Origin of the sequence: Halorhodospira halophila (assembly GCF_016653405.1) — a bacterium.
GTDB lineage: Bacteria > Pseudomonadota > Gammaproteobacteria > Nitrococcales > Halorhodospiraceae > Halorhodospira > Halorhodospira halophila_A.
On sequence record NZ_NHSN01000017.1, the window covers coordinates 83,273 to 100,702 of the forward strand.

Annotated in this window: 18 protein-coding genes and 1 tRNA gene; 7 read left to right on the plus strand and 12 right to left on the minus strand. The window is 68.4% G+C overall.

Going from position 1 to position 17,430, the window contains the following annotated elements:
* Positions 1–37: 37 nt before the first annotated feature.
* From CCR79_RS06315 to CCR79_RS06365, 11 genes are all read right to left on the minus strand, one after another.
* A complete protein-coding gene (locus CCR79_RS06315) occupies positions 38–2,875 on the minus strand; it encodes a 2-oxoglutarate dehydrogenase E1 component (protein ID WP_201169970.1) in 2,838 nt (945 codons plus the stop codon).
* Positions 2,876–2,966: 91 nt separating this feature from the next.
* Positions 2,967–3,761: a twin-arginine translocase subunit TatC gene (gene tatC / locus CCR79_RS06320; protein WP_201169972.1), complete on the minus strand. Its 795-nt coding sequence runs from the start codon at positions 3,759–3,761 to the stop codon at positions 2,967–2,969.
* On the minus strand, positions 3,758–4,111 hold the full coding sequence (gene tatB, locus CCR79_RS06325) for a Sec-independent protein translocase protein TatB (protein ID WP_201169974.1): 354 nt from the start codon (positions 4,109–4,111) through the stop codon (positions 3,758–3,760). The genes tatC and tatB overlap by 4 nt, the downstream gene beginning before the upstream one ends.
* A 44-nt stretch (positions 4,112–4,155) precedes the next feature.
* Entirely contained in the window at positions 4,156–4,446 is a 291-nt protein-coding gene (gene tatA / locus CCR79_RS06330; RefSeq protein WP_201169976.1) for a Sec-independent protein translocase subunit TatA, read from the minus strand.
* Positions 4,447–4,491: 45 nt separating this feature from the next.
* Positions 4,492–4,836 carry a phosphoribosyl-ATP diphosphatase gene (locus tag CCR79_RS06335; protein WP_201169978.1) on the minus strand — a complete coding sequence of 115 codons (345 nt, stop codon included), beginning with the start codon at positions 4,834–4,836 and terminating at the stop codon, positions 4,492–4,494.
* Positions 4,833–5,597 (minus strand): imidazole glycerol phosphate synthase subunit HisF, encoded by a 765-nt coding sequence (gene hisF, locus CCR79_RS06340; protein ID WP_201169980.1) that lies wholly within the window; start codon positions 5,595–5,597, stop codon positions 4,833–4,835. The genes CCR79_RS06335 and hisF overlap by 4 nt, the downstream gene beginning before the upstream one ends.
* The gene (hisA, locus tag CCR79_RS06345; protein ID WP_201169982.1) at positions 5,587–6,327 is read right to left on the minus strand and encodes a 1-(5-phosphoribosyl)-5-[(5-phosphoribosylamino)methylideneamino]imidazole-4-carboxamide isomerase; all 741 of its coding nucleotides are present in this window, start codon (positions 6,325–6,327) and stop codon (positions 5,587–5,589) included. Before hisA ends, hisF begins: the two co-directional genes overlap by 11 nt.
* Positions 6,324–6,974, minus strand: a complete 651-nt coding sequence (hisH, locus tag CCR79_RS06350; RefSeq protein WP_201169984.1) for an imidazole glycerol phosphate synthase subunit HisH — start codon at positions 6,972–6,974, stop codon at positions 6,324–6,326. Before hisH ends, hisA begins: the two co-directional genes overlap by 4 nt.
* A gap of 2 nt (positions 6,975–6,976) precedes the next feature.
* Positions 6,977–7,570 (minus strand): imidazoleglycerol-phosphate dehydratase HisB, encoded by a 594-nt coding sequence (gene hisB, locus CCR79_RS06355; protein WP_201169986.1) that lies wholly within the window; start codon positions 7,568–7,570, stop codon positions 6,977–6,979.
* A gap of 64 nt (positions 7,571–7,634) precedes the next feature.
* A complete protein-coding gene (dtd, locus tag CCR79_RS06360) occupies positions 7,635–8,099 on the minus strand; it encodes a D-aminoacyl-tRNA deacylase (protein ID WP_201169987.1) in 465 nt (154 codons plus the stop codon).
* Positions 8,100–8,368: 269 nt separating this feature from the next.
* Entirely contained in the window at positions 8,369–8,911 is a 543-nt protein-coding gene (locus CCR79_RS06365; RefSeq protein WP_201169988.1) for a hypothetical protein, read from the minus strand.
* 166 nt (positions 8,912–9,077) lie between these two features.
* Between CCR79_RS06365 and CCR79_RS06370 the strand changes: the two genes are divergently transcribed.
* The 6 genes from CCR79_RS06370 (at position 9,078) to CCR79_RS06395 (ending at position 14,762) form a co-directional block, all read left to right on the plus strand.
* Positions 9,078–9,989, plus strand: coding sequence for a lysophospholipid acyltransferase family protein (locus tag CCR79_RS06370; RefSeq protein ID WP_201169989.1), 912 nt, complete (start codon positions 9,078–9,080; stop codon positions 9,987–9,989).
* A gap of 99 nt (positions 9,990–10,088) precedes the next feature.
* Positions 10,089–10,304: a 30S ribosomal protein S21 gene (gene rpsU / locus CCR79_RS06375; RefSeq protein ID WP_011813897.1), complete on the plus strand. Its 216-nt coding sequence runs from the start codon at positions 10,089–10,091 to the stop codon at positions 10,302–10,304.
* A gap of 19 nt (positions 10,305–10,323) precedes the next feature.
* Complete coding sequence (locus CCR79_RS06380; RefSeq protein WP_201169990.1) at positions 10,324–10,788, plus strand: GatB/YqeY domain-containing protein; 465 nt, start codon at positions 10,324–10,326, stop codon at positions 10,786–10,788.
* Positions 10,789–10,842: 54 nt separating this feature from the next.
* The gene (gene dnaG, locus CCR79_RS06385) at positions 10,843–12,687 is read left to right on the plus strand and encodes a DNA primase (RefSeq protein WP_201169991.1); all 1,845 of its coding nucleotides are present in this window, start codon (positions 10,843–10,845) and stop codon (positions 12,685–12,687) included.
* A gap of 101 nt (positions 12,688–12,788) precedes the next feature.
* The gene (gene rpoD, locus CCR79_RS06390) at positions 12,789–14,600 is read left to right on the plus strand and encodes an RNA polymerase sigma factor RpoD (protein ID WP_201169992.1); all 1,812 of its coding nucleotides are present in this window, start codon (positions 12,789–12,791) and stop codon (positions 14,598–14,600) included.
* Positions 14,601–14,686: 86 nt separating this feature from the next.
* Positions 14,687–14,762, plus strand: a tRNA-Ile gene (locus CCR79_RS06395).
* Between the two features lie 91 nt (positions 14,763–14,853).
* On the opposite strand, the gene CCR79_RS06400 is transcribed toward CCR79_RS06395, so the two are convergent.
* A complete protein-coding gene (locus CCR79_RS06400) occupies positions 14,854–15,273 on the minus strand; it encodes a secondary thiamine-phosphate synthase enzyme YjbQ (protein ID WP_201169994.1) in 420 nt (139 codons plus the stop codon).
* A gap of 127 nt (positions 15,274–15,400) precedes the next feature.
* On the opposite strand from CCR79_RS06400, the gene CCR79_RS06405 reads away from it, so the two are divergent.
* Entirely contained in the window at positions 15,401–17,422 is a 2,022-nt protein-coding gene (locus CCR79_RS06405; RefSeq protein WP_201169996.1) for a YgiQ family radical SAM protein, read from the plus strand.
* Positions 17,423–17,430 lie beyond the last annotated feature (8 nt).

The window sequence follows — 17,430 nt, forward strand, 5'->3', positions numbered from 1 at the left end:
CTGGTGTTCTCGTCCGGGCTCGATCGCCGCGTGCCGCCTAGCCAAGGGCATCCTCGACCAGCGCCCGCTGCTGCTCGTGGTGGCGCTTGGGGTAGCCGACCGCCGGCGATGCCGCCGCCGAGCGCCCGGCGTAGCGCAGCCGCTGATCCGGCCCCATGCAGTTGTAGAGGTGGTGGTTGGTGGAGTACCAGGCGCCCTGGTTCTTCGGCTCCTCCTGGCACCAGACCACCTCGGTGGCGGCCGCGTAGCGCTCGGTCAGCAGCCGGCGCAGCGCCTTCTCCGGGAACGGGTAGAGCTGCTCGACCCGGATGATGGCGATGTCATTGCGGGCCTCCCGCCGGCGGGCCTCGAGCAGGTCGTAGTAGACCTTGCCGGCGCACAGCACCACCCGGCGGCAGGCAGCGGGATCGAGCCCGTCCACCTCATCGATGATGTTGTGGAAGTGGCCGCCGGTCAGGTCGTCAAGCCCGGAGGTGGAGAGCTTGTGCCGAAGCAGGCTTTTCGGCGTCAGCACCACCAGTGGCTTGCGGTAGCGGCGCAGCATCTGCCGGCGCAGCATGTGGAAGAACTGCGCCGGCGTCGAGGGCACGCAGACCTGCATGTTGTTCTCGGCACACAGCTGCAAGTAGCGCTCCAGGCGGGCCGACGAGTGCTCCGGCCCCTGCCCCTCGTAGCCGTGGGGCAGGAACATGGTCAACCCCGACAGCCGCCCCCACTTGGCCTCGGCCGCGGCGATGAACTGGTCGATGACCACCTGCGCGCCGTTGGCGAAGTCACCGAACTGCGCCTCCCAGATGGTCAGGGTGTCCGGCTCAGTGGTGGCGTAGCCGTACTCGAAACCGACCACGGCCTCCTCGGAGAGGAGCGAGTCGATGACTACGAAGTCCTGCGGCTCGGTGGTCACGTCCTGCAGCGGCACGAAGTTGGAGCCGTCACGGGCGTTGTGCAGCACGGCGTGGCGGTGGAAGAAGGTCCCCCGGCCGGAGTCCTGGCCGGTCAGACGCACGCGGTAGCCGTCCTGCAGCAGCGTGGCGTAGGCCATGGTCTCGGCAAAGCCCCAGTCCAGCGGCAGCGCACCGGCGACCATTTTGCGCCGGCTCTCCATGATGGAGGCCACCCGCGGATTGAGTTCGAAGCCGTCGGGCAGGGCGTCGAGAATCTGCTGCAGCCCGCGCAGGCGCTCCTTGTCCACGGCGGTCTCCACCGGCTCATTCCACTCGCCGCCGACGAACCGGGTCCAGTTCGCGGCGTAGTCGTTGCGCACGCCGGTGAGGATGTTCGACGCCACCACCTCCCGGTTTTCAAGGGCCTCGCGGTAGGCGGCGACCATCTCCTCGGACTCCCGCGGCCCGAGGATGCCTTCCTGCACCAACCGCTCGGCGTAACGCTGGCGTACCGTCGGCTGGTTGCGGATCTTCTGGTACATCATCGGCTGCGTGGCCGCCGGCTCGTCGGCCTCGTTGTGGCCGTGGCGGCGGTAGCAGATCAGATCGATGACCACATCGCGGTGGAAGGTGTTGCGGTAATCCAGGGCCAGGGCCGTGGTGAAGGCTACCGCCTCGGGGTCATCGCCGTTGACGTGGAAGATCGGCGCCTGAACGATCTTCGCCACTTCGGTGCAGTAGTGGCTCGAGCGCGTGTCTTGCGGGTGCGAGGTGGTGAAGCCGATCTGGTTGTTGACCACCACGTGCACCGTACCCCCGGTATAGAAACCGCGGGCCTGGGAGAGCTGGAAGGTCTCCATGACCACGCCCTGCCCGGCGAAGGCGGCGTCACCGTGGATGAGCAGGGGCAGGACCTGCTCGCCCTGGGGATCGCGACGCCGGCGCATGCGCCCGCGGCAGGAGCCCTCGACCACCGGGTTGACGATCTCCAGGTGCGACGGATTAAAGGCCAGAGCCACGTGCATGGGACCGCCCGGGGTCTGGATGTCCGACGAGAAGCCCATGTGGTACTTGACGTCGCCGGAGCCCTGCAGCCCGTCGGGTTGATGGCCCTCAAACTCGGCGAACAGGTCGCCCGGGTCCTTGCCCATGATGTTGATCAGCACGTTGAGCCGGCCCCGGTGGGCCATGCCCAGCACCATCTCCTTGACGCCCTCGCGTCCGGCGCCCTGGATCAGGTCGTGGAGCAGGGGGATCAGCGAGTCCCCACCCTCCAGGGAGAACCGCTTCTGGCCCACGTACTTGGAATGCAGGTACTTCTCGATACCCTCGGCCGCAGTCAGGCGCTCGAGGATCTCTTTCTTGCGCGCGGCGCTCAGCCGCGGACGGCAACCGGTCCCTTCGAGCCGCTCCTGGATCCAGCGCTTCTGCACCGTATCCGTGATGTGCATGTACTCCGAACCGACGGACCCGCAATAGACCTCCTCGAGCTGAGCGATGATCTCGCGCAGCGTCATTTGCGTCGGCGCGTAGAGGGACCCGGTGTTGAACGTTTGGTCCAGCTCCGCCGGCGACAGGCCGTGGAAGGCCGGATCGAGATCCGGCACCGGCGGTTTCGGGCGCAGGTCCAGGGGGTCGATATCCGCCGCCTGGTGACCCCGAAAACGGTAGGAGTTGATCAGCCGCAGCACCGCCGCCTGCTTCTCGGCCGCCTCGGCGCTCAGCCCGCCCTGGACAGCGCCGGAGGCCCGCGCCGGAGTGCCGCCATTGTCCCGCGCGTGCTGCTCAAAGCGGGCCCGGATGGGGCTGTGCGGGATGTCCTCACCGGTGCCGGACTCCCGGGTCAGGCTGTGGAAGTAGGCGCGCCACTCCGGGTCCACGCGGCTCGGATCGGCCAGGTACGTCTCGTACAGGTCCTCGATGAAGGCCGCATTGGCCCCGTGCAGGTAGGAGGTGTTGCGAAGGTGTTCGAAAAGGCCGCGATCAGTCATGCCACCACTCTAAGGCTCGGAGCGAACGGAGAGAACCCGTGCGCCCGGGGCGCGGCGGCCCCGGCGGGCCGGCGCACCCCGGGCGCCACCGCTAACCGTGATCGCCTCCGCCGCCGTCCGGTGAGGCGGCCTCGGCGGGCTGCGTCCGTCCGGCGAGCAGGATGCCGATCTCGTAGAGCAACCACACCGGCACGGCCAGCAGCACCTGCGAGAGCACATCGGGCGGGGTGAGCATCATACCCACCACGAAGGCACCGACAATCACGTAGGGGCGCTTGGCCGCCAGGCTCTCCCGGGTGGAGATGCCACTGCGCACCAGAAGGATGGTCGCGATCGGCACCTGAAAGGCCGCACCGAAGGCGAAGAACAGGGTCAGCACGAACGACAGGTATTCGCCGATATCCGTCATCATCTGCACGCCTTCCGGGGAGACCAGTGCAAAGAAGCGGAAGGCAATCGGGAAGACCACGAAGTAGGCGAAGGCCGCCCCAAGATAGAACAGCCCGGTGCTGGAGATCAGCAACGGCCAGATCATCCGCCGCTCGTGGCGGTACAGCCCCGGCGCCACGAAGGCCCAGAGCTGGTAGAGGATGTAGGGGATGGTGATGAAGATGGCCGCCACCAGGGCCAGCTTCATGGGAATCAGAAACGGCGAGGCCACCTTGATAGCAATCATCGAGGTGCCCTCGGGCAGGACTTCCTGAAGCGGCCCGGAGATCCAGCGGTAGAGTGTGTCCCGGAAGGGGTAGAGGAGCAGGAACGCCCCAAGGACCACCACGACGATGCGCAGCAGGCGGTCGCGGAACTCCTTCAGGTGGCTAAGCAGCGGTGCCTCCTGAAGCTTCTCGTCACCCCCCTCTTTCTCGTCGGGCTCGCCGGCACTCACTGGTCCTGCTCCTTGTCGGCGCCGCGCGGCTTACCGCCCTCGGATTCCTCGGCCCTGCGGAGCCGGGCGGCGCGCCGGGCCTCCCGGGTCTCCCGCTCGACGTGTTCCTCAGCCCCCGTGAAGGCGCGGCGGGTCTGCTCGACATCGCGCCGAACCGACTCGCCCGCCTTGCGAATCTCCTCGACCCGCAGCTCGCGCTCGACCTCGCGGCGCGTCGCGTTGAACGAAGAGCGCGCCTTCCCGGCCCATCGGCCGAGCACGCGCACGGTACGAGCCATGCGCTCGGGGCCGAGCACCAGCAAGCCGATCAGGCAGATGATCAGAACTTCCCAGAAGCCGAGGTCGAACATGGCGATCCTGCGTCAGGGCCGTACCGGAGGCGCGCCGGCGCCTCTCAGGAGGCGCTACGGTCGTGCTGCTCGGCACTCTGGCGGGTGGCACTGCTCTCCCGGGCGTGGCCCTGCTCGGAGGCGGGGTCGCCCTGGTGCTCCAGCGGCTCGGGCTCCTCCGACGACTCCCCATCGGCGCGCTTCTGCGCCTCTTCCTCTTCGCCCTCCCGCATCGACTCCTTGAAGCCGCGGATGGCACCACCAAGGTCCCCGCCGATATTGCGCAGCTTCTTGGTGCCGAACAGCAGCGCCACGATCAGCAGAATGATCAGCAGCGACCAGATATTGAATCCCATCTCCTCACCCTCCGACGCCGTGCGGCGCCTTCCGTTATGCGTTGCTCACTCGCCGCGGGCCGCTTTCTCGTCCAGGCCCGAACGGCCCACCCGTCGCTCCAGCTCCGCCAGCACCTCATCCACCGACACCCCACTGGCGGAGAGCATGACGAGAGTATGGAACCACAGATCGGCGGTCTCATAAACGATCTGTTCCCGCTCGCCGCCCTTGGCGGCGATCACCGTCTCGGTCGCCTCCTCGCCAACCTTCTTGAGGATGGCGTCCAAGCCTTTGTGGTGAAGCCGCGCCACATAGGAGGCATCCGGCGATGCACCGCGGCGCCGCTCGATGGTCTCGGCCAGCTCGCGCAGGGTGTCGGCCGCCGACCGCCCGGTTCCGGCTTCGCTCATTGTCGGACCTCGATACCGCGTTCCGCCATGTACGCCTTGGCCTCGCCGACGGTGTGGTCGCCGAAGTGGAAAATGCTCGCCGCCAGAACGGCATCGGCTCCCCCCTCGTCGACCCCATCGGCCAGGTGTTCCAGATCCCCCACGCCGCCGGAGGCGATCACCGGCACGGTCACCGCATCGGCGACGGCGCGGGTCAGGCCGAGATCGAAACCGGCCCTTGTGCCGTCTCGGTCCATGCTGGTCAGCAGGATCTCGCCGGCTCCCAGCGCCACCAGGCGCTGGCACCAGCTGATGACCTCGAGCCCGGTGGGATTGCGCCCGCCGTGGGTGAAGACCTCCCAGCGCGGCGGATCCTCCTCAACCTGCTTGGCGTCCACCGCCACCACGATGCACTGCGAGCCGAAGCGTTCGGCGGCCTCGCGGACGAACTCCGGGCGGTGAACCGCCGCGGTGTTGATAGCCACCTTGTCGGCGCCGGCATTGAGCAGGCGGCGCACGTCGGCCACGGTGCGCACGCCGCCACCGACGGTCAACGGGATGAAGACCTGCCCGGCCACCGCCTCCACCACATCGTAGATGGTATCGCGCTCCTCGTGGCTGGCGGTGATATCCAGGAAGGTCAGCTCGTCAGCCCCCATGGCGTCGTAGCGCCGGGCGATCTCCACGGGGTCGCCAGCGTCGCGAATGTCCACGAAACGGACGCCCTTGACCACCCGGCCGCCATCCACATCCAGGCAAGGGATAATGCGCTTAGCGGTCATCGCCGGCCTCCCGCGCCGTGCGGATAGCGGCGGCCAGGTCAAGGCCGCCGTCGTAGATGGCCCGCCCCACGATGGCCCCGGCGATGCCCTCCGGGCTCGCGGCCAGGCTGCGCACGTCCTCGAGGCTGCTGACACCGCCGGATGCGATCACCGGGATGGAAACGGCCCGGGCCAGCTCGCGGGTGGCCTCGACGTTGCAGCCCTGCATCATCCCGTCCCGGCCGATGTCCGTGAAGATCAACGCCGCCACGCCGGCGTCCTCGAACCGGCGAGCGAGGTCGACGGCGGCCACCTCGGAGGTCTGTTCCCAGCCATCGGTGGCGACGTACCCGCCCCGCGCATCCAGCCCCACGCACACCCGCCCGGGGATCTCGCGGCAGAGCTCCTCCACGAAAGCCGGCTCGCGCACGGCACGGGTGCCGACAATGACGTAACCCACGCCGGCGTCCAGGTAGCGCAGGGCCGTATCCCGACTGCGGATGCCACCGCCGATCTGCAGCGGCGTATCGGGGTAGGCGCGGGCGATCGCGTGGATCGTCTCCTCGTGGGCAGGCCGGCCCTGCACCGCGCCGTCGAGGTCGACCAGGTGGAGGCGCCTGGCGCCGGCCGCCACCCAGCGCCCGGCCACTGCCACGGGGTCGGCGTCAAAGATGGTCTCGTCGTCCATCCGGCCCTGGCGCAGCCGCACACAGTGGCCGTTCTTGAGATCGATGGCGGGGATTACGATCACGTCCAGCTCCCGTCCCAGTCGAGGAAGTTGCGGTAGAGGCGCAGGCCCGCGTCCTGGCTCTTCTCCGGATGGAATTGCACGGCGAAGCAGGGCCCGTCCGCCACGGCGGCGGCGAAACGGCACCCGTGCTCGGCCTGGCCGACGATGATGCCCGGATCGTCGGCCACGACGTAGTAGCTGTGCACGAAATAGAACCAAGTCCCGTCCTCGATGCCGGCCCACAGCGGGTGCCGGCAAGGCCGGTGCACCCGGCTCCAGCCCATGTGCGGCACCTTCAGCGGCCGCCCGCGGCCGTCGCGCTCGCCGTCTGGGAATCGTACGGCACGTCCGGGCAGCACACCCAGGCCGTCCACCCCGCCGCTCTCCTCGCTGTGGGTCAGCAGCGCCTGCATCCCCAGGCAGATACCGAGGAAGGGACGGCTTTGCGCGGCCTCGATTAGGGCAGCGGTCAGCCCGAGGCGGTCGAGTTCGGTCATGCAGTCGCCGATGGCGCCGACGCCCGGGAGTACAACACGCTCGGCATCCCGGACCCGGGCGGGGTCGGCGGTCACCTCGAGACCCGACTCGTCACCGGCGGCGTGGGCCAGGGCCCGGTAGACCGAGCGCAGGTTGCCCATACCGTAGTCAACGATGGCCACCCGGCTCATGGCTAGAGGGCCCCCTTGGTGGAAGGGATCCGACCCGCGGCGCGCTCATCCAGGCTGACGGCCTGGCGCAGCGCGCGCCCGAAGGCCTTAAAAAGGCATTCGACCATGTGGTGAGCATTGCGTCCGCGCAGCACGTCCAGGTGCGCGGTCACCGCAGCGTGGCTGGTCAGGGCCCGGAAGAACTCCTCGACGAGTTCGGTATCAAAGCGTCCGATCAGCGCCCGCGGGAACTCGGCCTCATAGACGAGCCCGGGCCGGCCGGAGAGGTCGAGCACGGCACGCGATAGCGCCTCGTCCAGGGGCACATAGGCGTACCCGTAGCGGGTCAGCCCGGCCTTGTCGCCCCACGCACGAGCCAGCGCCTGCCCGAGCGCGATGCCCACGTCCTCCACGGTGTGGTGGTCATCGATCCAGGTGTCCCCCTTGGCCTGGACGTGCAGATCCAAGCCGCCGTGACGGGCCACCTGGGCGAGCATATGCTCGAAGAAGGGGACCCCGCAGTCGAGTTCTGCGCTCCCCTCGCCGTCGAGATCCACCCGCACCCGCACGGCGGTCTCGCCGGTGGTGCGCTCGACTTCTGCCGTTCGCTTGGCCATGGCCGTAACGCCCTCGCAGGTTGGAATCGATCCGGGCCTGACGCCCGACGGGCGAACGAGGATATCACACGGCGCCGGCCGGCCCCGGCGGCGCCTCCAGCCAGAAGGTCACCGGCCCGTCATTGACCAGCTCAACCTGCATGTCCGCGCCAAAGACCCCGGCGGCCACCGGCCCCGTCGCCCGGGCGTGCAGAGCATCCAGAAAGATACCGAACAGGTCCTGACCGGTCTGGGGGTCGGCAGCGGGTCCGAAGCTCGGCCGCATGCCCTTGCGTGTATCCGCGGCCAGGGTGAACTGCGGCACAGCTAGCACACCGCAGGCCCGATCGAGGGCGGAGGCGTTCATGCGCCCGGCGTCATCCGGAAACACTCGGTAGCCCAGCACCCGCTCGGCCAGGCGCCGGGCCTGTTGCGGGCCATCCCCGCGCACGGCACAGACCAGGGCGACCAGCCCGTGCCCGATCTGCCCGACAACCTCGCCCTCGACCCAAACCCGGGCCCTTCCTGAACGCTGAATAACGGTGATCATCGCCGACGATGTCAGATTTGTCTTACACGCACTGCGGCTGCCCCTGATTTCCCTGCTACGGGCGCTGGGGCATTGTAGACCACGGCTACCGGCAGTCGAACTCCTGAGGCTTAACGGAAGAGCCCAGTCGATTGTGCGGGAGCCTGGGTGGGGCGATGGATCGCTCGGCCTTCAGGGACCGCTCAAGGAAGAGTAAGGCCCCCGCCCATTAGCCCGAGGGAAGCGGGTTCAAGCCGACGCAGGATGCGTCGGCTTTTTTTTTCGTCCGATCAGGCCTTCTTGCTGCCGCCCGAGGTGCTTCGCCCTGCAGAGGATTTCTGCGAGCCGGCAGCCCCCGACGTCGCGGTTCCGGATAGCTCCTGCATCGCCTCCTGGGCCCGCTTGGTCGCATCCTGCCAGGCCTGGAGCACGCGCTGGCCCTCCGAGTCCCACTGCTCCGCCATGCGGGACGGATCCATGTTCTTCACGCTGTCGAACCAGGCGTTCCAGAGCTTGCTCTGCGCCTCGGTCCAGGACTTCATCATCTCCTGGGTCTGCTTAACCGCCTCCTGCATCCCCTCGCTGGCATGCTCTCCGGCACCGGCCTGCTGTGCCCACTTCTGCGCCCACTGCACCTGGGCGTCGAGGGCCTCGCGGACCGCCTTCTCCCAGGCCTCCAGGTTCTGCTGATAGTGGCGCTGCCACTCATCGCCCTGGGACACCCCGGTGGGCATCTGCATGCCACGCACCGTCTGCAGCCACGTATCCCACATGCGCTGCTGCATCTCGGTCCAGTTCCGGACCATTTCTTCCATCGGTTGGTTACCGCTCATTGGAATCCTCTCCTGTATGTCCTCACGAAGAACTCCGGGCACGGCCACATGGGTAAAGGCTCGTCCCGGGCGCGCATGGCACCCCACCGGGAAAGTGTAGCGAGCCTGCCCCCGAACACCACCGCCCGGGTTGCCTTGCCGCCCCGGGAACAGGTTAGCTATCGCCATGACCGAAGAGCCAGCCCCACCACGCAGCCTGGAATGGACCCTCTCCGTCCTGGCCCGACTGCCCCTGCCCGTACTGCACGCCGTCGGTGCGGCGGTCGGCACCACCCTGGCCTACCTGCCCAATCGGACGCGGCAGGTCGCCGAGATCAACCTGCGCCTCTGCTTCCCGGATCTGGCCGCGGGCGCGCGGCGCCGCCTGGTTCGCAACGCCCTGCAGGAGACGTGCAAGACCGCGCTGGAGATCGCGCCGGTCTTTAAGCGCCCGCCTGAACGGGTGGTCGGCTGGGTGCGCCAGGTCCACGGCCGAACCCACTTCGACCAGGCCCTGGATGAAGGTCGGGGCGTGCTCCTGCTCGCCCCCCATATCGGCTGCTGGGAACTGCTCAACCTCTGGGTGGCTGCGCGACAACCGCTCACGGCCCTGTACCGCCCCCCCCGCCAGCCCGCTCTGGAACCCATCCTGCTCGCCGGGCGCTCGCGCAACGGAGCCCGCCTGCTCCCCGCCGGCCCCCAGGGCGTGCGCGGCGTACTGCGCGCCCTCGCCCGCCGGGAGGTGGTCGGCATCCTGCCCGACCAGGAGCCGGACGGCAGTGAACCCTTCGCGCCGTTTTTCGGGGTCCCCGCCAAGACCATGACCCTGGCCGGGCGCATCGCCCAGCGCTCCGGCGCCGTGCCACTATTCGCGTTCGCCGAGCGACTCCCCGCCGGTCGCGGCTACGATCTGCACTTCCTGCCCGCCGACCCTGACGTCGCCGACCGCGACCCGACCTCGGCCACGGCGGCGATCAACCGGGGAGTCGAGCAGTGCGTGCGCATCGCTCCGGCGCAGTACCAGTGGACCTACAAGCGCTTCAACACGCAGCCCGATGGCAGTCGCCCCTACCCGAAAAAACGCCGACGGCGAGGTTGAAATACCCCCCTCATGGCAACTAGACTGCTCGTTTATCTTTGGGCTGAAATGCCCGGATAATCATTTGCCATGGACAACGACGAAGGGGTCGACGAGCGCATGCCGATTGTGAAAGTCCGCGAAAACGAGCCATTCGAGGTGGCCCTGCGCCGCTTCAAGCGTTCCTGCGAGAAGGCGGGCGTGCTGTCCGAGATCCGCCGGCGCGAGTACTACGAAAAGCCCACGCAGGTGCGTAAGCGCAAGCAGGCCGCCGCCGTCAAGCGGCACATGAAGCGGCTCAACCGCGAGCAGCAGCGGCGCCAGCGGCCCTACTGACCCCCGGACCCAGGAACCGATGGCCGCACCCAGCAGCGTCAAGGAAACCGTGCTCGAGGCAGTGAAATCCGCCATGCGTTCCGGCGACAAGGAGCGATTGGCGGTCCTGCGCTCGGCGAGCGCGGCACTCAAGCAGCGTGAGGTGGACGAGCGCTGTGACCTCGCCACCGACGACAGCGCGGCCATCGATGTCCTGGCCAAGGCGGTCAAGCAGCGGCGGGAGTCCGCGGAGCAGTACCGCGACGCCGGCCAGACCGCCCGGGCCGAGGCCGAGGAACGAGAGATCGAGATCCTCTCCGAGTTCCTTCCCCAAGCGGCCAGCGATGAAGAGATCGACGCCCTGATCGAAGAGGCCATCAACAACTCAGGGGCCGCATCGATCAAGGACATGGGCCGCGTCATGGGATCTCTCAAAGAGAAGCTCCAGGGGCGGGCCGACCTCGGCGCAGTCAGCGCTCGCGTCAAGAACCGCCTCGGCGGCTGACCCCGCCCTCGCCGCGATACCGTCTGGAGCCTTCCAGACCCCGGAGGCTGGCCGATGGCCGGGCGGATCCCCGATGAGTTCATCGATGAGGTGCTGCAACGCACCGACATCGTCGCCGTCATCGGCGAGCGCGTGCCGTTGCGCCCGGCCGGCAGCAATTACAAGGCGCGCTGCCCCTTCCACGACGAGCGCACCCCCTCGTTCAACGTCAATCCTGAACGACAGACCTACCACTGCTTCGGCTGTGGTGCCCACGGCACGGCGATCCGCTTCCTCATGGAACACGACCGCATGGAGTTCCGTGAGGCCATTGAGGAGCTGGCCGGCCGGGTTGGCCTGGAAATCCCGGACGGCGGCGGGGCCCGCCGGGCCGCCGACGAATACGCCCCGCTGTACCGCGCTCTGGCCCACGCCCACCAGTTCTTCCGCGACGCACTGCGCAACCACCCCGCGCGCCAGAGCGCCGTAGAATACCTGCGTCGGCGCGGGATCTCCGGGGAGGTGGCCGCCCGTTTCGGCCTCGGCTTCGCCCCGCCGGGCTGGGACAACCTCCTGCGCCAGCTCGATGACCCGCGACCGGCCATCCGCGCCGGACTGATCATCGAACGGGAACAGAAGACCTACGACCGTTTCCGCGATCGCATTACCTTCCCGATCCACGATCGCCGCGGTCGCGTGGTGGCCTTCGGCGCCCGAGTGGTCTGCGACGGCGAGCCCAAGTACCTCAACTCCCCGGAGACCCCGGTCTTCCACAAGGGCCGTGAAGTCTACGGCCTCTACCAAGCCCTTCAAGCCGAGCGCCGCCCCGGCCGGCTGATCGTGGTCGAGGGGTACATGGATGTCATCGCCCTGACCCAGCAGGGCATCCCTGGCGCCGTCGCCACCCTGGGTACCGCCACCACCGCCGAGCAGGCGACGCTGCTACTGCGCTCCGCGGACGAACTGGTGCTCTGTTTCGACGGCGACGACGCCGGCCGCAGCGCGGCGCTGCGCGCCGTCGAGAACCTGCTCCCAGTCCTGCAGGGCGACCGCGAGGTCCGCGTGCTGCTGCTGCCCGAGGGCAGCGACCCCGACGACCTGGTGCGCAGCGAGGGCCGCGAGGCCTTCGAAGCACGCCTGGATGCCGCCACGCCGGTCATCGAATTCTTCCTGGCCCACCTCGGCGAGGAGTGCGACCTGACCACCGTCGACGGCCGCGCCCGCCTGCTGGAACGGGCCAGCAACCCGCTGCGGCGGCTACCACGGGGCATCGTGCGCGAGACGCTGATCGGCCAGCTCGCCGAGCTGACGCGCACCGAGCCCGAACGCATCGACCGCATCCTCGAAGGACGGGGCGAAGCCACCCGCAACCAAGGCGCCGCGCAGCCGCGCAGCGCCCCACGCAGTCCCGAGACAAGCCTGCAGCGCACCCCCGTGCGCCACGCCATCGCCCTGCTGCTGCAGCAGCCGCAGCTCGCGGCGTACGCCGGCGACCCGGACCGCTTCGCCGATCGAGACATTCCTGGACTAGACTTGCTGCAACAGCTCCTTGAACTGGCGCGCACGGAACCCAATATCACAACGGCAAGGGTCTTGGAGCGGTTCCGCGACACCCCGCACGAGACCCCGCTACACCGGCTGGCGGCCTGGCAACGAACCGCCATGGCCGAGGGGGACCACCAGCAGGAACTCCAGGACGCCCTCATGCGGATCGAGGAGCAGATCATCCACAACGAGCAGAAGCGGTTGGTCCGTGAGCTCGAGCAGGAGGAACGGGATGAGCAGACCATGGACCTGGAGCAGGAGCGGCTGCGTCAGGCGACACGACTGCAGCTGCTGATGGACCGGCTCAAGCGGGGCCGGATCAGCGCCGATGAACAGCAGGAGATGGAGGAACTTCGCGCGGCGTTTCGCCTCTAAAACCTGACGCGCCCTTGAAGGAACCCGAACCTGGACGCTACACTGTACGGTTCCGCCCAGCGGCGCCTTCCCCGAGCAACCGCGGATCAGACCGATCGCCTATGTCACAGGATCAACAGTCGCAAATCAAGCAGCTCATCGCCAAGGGCAAAGAGCAGGGCTTTCTGACCTACGCGGAGGTTAACGACCACCTCCCCGACGATATCGTCGACCCCGATCAAATCGACGATATCATCGGCATGATCAACGACATGGGGATCAACGTCCACGAGACGGCCCCGGACTCGGACGAGCTGCTCCTGGCTGAAACCACCGTGGCCACCGACGAGGACGAGGCCGAAGAGGCCGCTGCCGCCCTCGCCGCCGTGGACGCCGAGTTCGGCCGGACCACCGACCCCGTGCGCATGTACATGCGCGAGATGGGCAGCGTCGAGCTGCTCACCCGCGAGGGCGAGATCGAGCTGGCCAAGCGGATTGAGGACGGGCTCGACCGTGCTTTGATGGCCCTCTCCTCCTACCCGGAGGCGGCCCGGCAGCTGATCATGCTCTACGACCGCGCCCAGGAGGGCGAGGCCCGGCTGACCGACATCCTTGCCGGCTTCCGTGACCGCGAGGACGGCTCCGAGCAGCTTCCGGAGGCCCCCGCTGCCGCCCCGGAGACCGCCACCGAGGACGAGGAGGAGACCACCGCCACCGAAACCGGCCCCGATCCCGAGGCGGTGGCGGAGCTCTTTGAGCGCCTGCGGGCCGCCTACAACGAGATGCAGGAGGTTTTGGCCAGCGAGGGTTCGGCCGCACCGCGCATCGCCGAACTGCGGGGCGAGCTGGAGGAGATCTTCCTGAGCATCAAGTTCACCCCGAAGGTGGTGGACGCTGTGGCCGACCGGCTGCGTGGCACGGTGGATACGATCCGCGCCCGAGAGCGCGAGATCATGAATCTGTGCACCCGCGAAGGGCGAATGGCTCGCAAGGAGTTCGTCAAGAGCTTCCAGGATCGCGAAACCGACCCCACTTGGCTCGACGACCTGCTGGCCGAGGGGGGCGAGCGCGCCGAGCGACTGAAGCCGCACGCCGAGACCATCCGCAAGGCCCAGGCGGATCTCAAGGAGATCGCCGACAAGAACGGCCTCTCCGTGGCGGAGATCAAGGAGATCAACCGCCGCATGTCCATCGGTGAGGCCAAGGCCCGCCGCGCCAAGAAGGAGATGGTCGAGGCCAACCTGCGCCTGGTCATCTCCATCGCCAAGAAGTACACCAACCGCGGCCTGCAGTTCCTGGACCTGATCCAGGAGGGCAACATCGGCCTGATGAAGGCGGTGGACAAGTTCGAGTACCGGCGCGGCTACAAGTTCTCCACCTACGCCACGTGGTGGATCCGCCAGGCCATCACCCGCTCCATCGCCGACCAGGCGCGGACCATCCGCATCCCGGTGCACATGATCGAGACGATCAACAAGCTCAACCGGGTATCGCGGCAGATGCTTCAGGAGATGGGCCGCGAGGCCACCCCCGAGGAGCTCGCCGAGCGCATGGAGATGCCCGAGGACAAGGTGCGCAAGGTCCTCAAGATCGCCAAGGAGCCGATCTCCATGGAGACGCCCATCGGCGACGACGAGGACAGCCACCTGGGCGACTTCATCGAGGACACCAGCGTCACCTCGCCGGTGGACTCGGCCACCTCCGAAGGCCTGCGCGAGTCGGTGCGCGAGGTACTCTCCGGGCTGACGCCCCGGGAGGCCAAGGTCCTGCGCATGCGCTTTGGCATCGACATGAACACCGACCATACCCTCGAAGAGGTCGGCAAACAGTTCGATGTCACCCGCGAGCGCATCCGCCAGATCGAGGCCAAGGCGCTGCGCAAGCTGCGCCACCCGACCCGCTCGGAGGGACTGCGCAGCTTCTTGGAGGAGTAACCCGCGCCCGAGCCGATCCCCGGGGTGCCGTTGCCGGCGCCCCGGGGTTGTGTTTTGATCCCTGCGGGATCCCTATCCCCTCCGACGGGCCTGTAGCTCAGTGGTTAGAGCAGGGGACTCATAATCCCTTGGTCGTCGGTTCGAATCCGACCGGGCCCACCATTTCCCGCCCTCCAATCCATCGTTACGCAAAAACCCACGTACTGCGTCCAGCCTCCCGGCGACCCGCGTGACTCGATCGTGACTCTTCCCGTCACTCCCCGATCAGCGTCAGCGTCACGCGTCGAGCATGCCCCCCGCTGCGGTGCTCCCAGAGGTAGAGCCCCTGCCACGTCCCCAGCGCCGGGCGACCGCCGCTGATCGGGATGGTCACGCCGCTGCCGGTGAGCATGCTGCGGATGTGGGCCGGCATGTCGTCAGGGCCCTCCATGTCGTGCTCGTACATGGGGTCGCCGTCCGGCGCTACACGGGCCATGAACCGCTCCAGATCGGCGCGGACACTGGGATCGGCGTTCTCGGTGATCATGAGCGAGGCGCTGGTGTGGTGGCAGAAGGCATGCGCGAGGCCACGCGAAACGCCGTACTCACCAATGGCGTCGGCGAGGCGACGGGTGAGCTCATGGGTCCCACGGCCGCGGGTCTGCACGGTGAGGGTCTGCTGCTCGATCTTCATGACACATGGACTCCGGGGCGATGATTCGAGCCCGACACCCTAGCGCCGCCCCGGGATCCGCTCAAGTTGCGGCCGCGGCACATAAAACGTCCATGACGCGCCCCGCTGCGCCGGTTACCATGACGGCGTGAACGACTCGAAGCCCCCCGCACTGTTCTCCTACCGCCCCTACTGGGCGGCCCGCTTCGGCGTAGCGCCGTTTCTGCCCATGTCCCGGCGAGAAATGGGCGAGTTGGGCTGGGACAGCTGCGACATCATCCTGGTCACCGGCGACGCCTACGTCGATCACCCGAGCTTCGGCATGGCCATCATCGGCCGTCTGCTCGAGGCCCAGGGCTTCCGCGTGGGTATTATCGCCCAGCCCGACTGGCGCGACACCACCGACTTCCAGGCCCTGGGGGCACCGAACCTCTTCTTTGGCGTCACCGCCGGCAACATGGACTCCATGGTCAACCGGTACACCGCCGATGGTCGGCGCCGCAGCAACGACGCCTACAGCCCCGATGACGAGGGCGGACGCCGCCCCGACCGGGCCACCATCGTCTACAGCCAGCGCCTGCGCCAGGCCTACCGCGACACGCCGATCCTCCTGGGCGGGATCGAGGCCAGCCTGCGCCGCCTGGCCCACTACGACTACTGGTCCGACAAGGTCCGGCGCTCGGTGCTGCTCGACGCCAAGGCCGACCTGCTGCTCTACGGCAACGCGGAACGGGCCCTGGTCGAGGTCGCCCACCGCATCGCCGCCGGCGAGCCGCCGCAGCGGATCCGCGACGTGCGCGGCATCGCTTACGCCCGCCCCGCTCCCGGCCCCGCGGAGGACGACCCGGCCGACCAGCAGGGCGTGCTGCGGCTGCCGGACTGGGAGAGCGTGCGCCGGGACGCGGATCGTTTTGCCGAGCTGGCGCGCATCACCCGCCAGGAGACCAACCCGCACAACGCCCGGACCCTGGTGCAGGCCCACGGCGATCAGGAGGTCTGGATCACGCCGCCTCCGCTGCCGCTGAGCACCGAGGAGCTGGACACCCTCTACGAACTGCCCTACCAGCGGGGGCCGCACCCAGACTACGCCGGACGCCGGATCCCCGCCTGGGAGATGATCCGCTTCTCGGTGAGCATCATGCGCGGCTGCTTCGGCGGCTGCAGCTTCTGCTCGATTACGGAGCACGAGGGGCGGCTGATCCAGTCCCGCTCCCGGGAGTCGATCCTGCGCGAGATCGACGAGATCGCCGAGCGCACCGAGGGCTTTACCGGGGTCATCTCGGATCTCGGCGGCCCCAGTGCCAACATGTACCGCATGGGCTGCAAGGACCCGCAGGCCGAGGCCCATTGCCGGCGCATGTCGTGCCTCTACCCCCGCATCTGCCGCAACCTTGATACCGATCACGAGCCGCTGATCGACCTCTACCGCCAGGCCCGGCAACGCCCCGGCGTGAAGAAGGTCCTGGTGGCCTCGGGCGTGCGCTACGACCTGGCCATCCACTCCAAGGCCTACGTGCGGGAGCTGGTCAGCCACCACGTCGGCGGCTACCTGAAGATCGCGCCGGAGCACACGGAGCCCGGGCCCCTGGGGCAGATGCTCAAACCGGGCATGGACACCTACGATCGCTTCAAGGCGCTGTTTGAGGACTACAGCCGGCGGGCGGGCAAGGAGCAGTACCTGATCCCGTACTTCATTGCCGCCCACCCGGGCACCACGGACGAGGACATGCTGCAGCTGGCCCTGTGGCTCAAGCGCAACGGCTTCCGGCCCAACCAGGTGCAGGCCTTCCTGCCCACGCCCATGGCGCTGGCCACCGCCATGTATCACAGCGGCCGCGACCCGCTGCGCCGGGTCGGGCCGGAGGGCGGCGCCCCGGTGCACACCGCCCGGGGTCTGCGCACGCGTCGGCTCCACAAGGCCTTCCTGCGTTACCACGACCCGGAGAACTGGCCGCTGCTGCGCCAGGCCCTGCAGCGCATGGGCCGCGCGGACCTGATCGGCAACAGCAAACGTCACCTGGTGCCCGCCCACCAGCCGCCGGGCACCGGATCCGCCGGCGAGGGGCGGCGGACCCCGACGGGCAAGCACCCCCGCCGGCAGACGCCGCCCGCGGGCGCCCCCCCGGCCCGGCAGCGAAAGGGCCGGGGGCGGGGCAGGCGCCAGCGCTAATCCGCGGG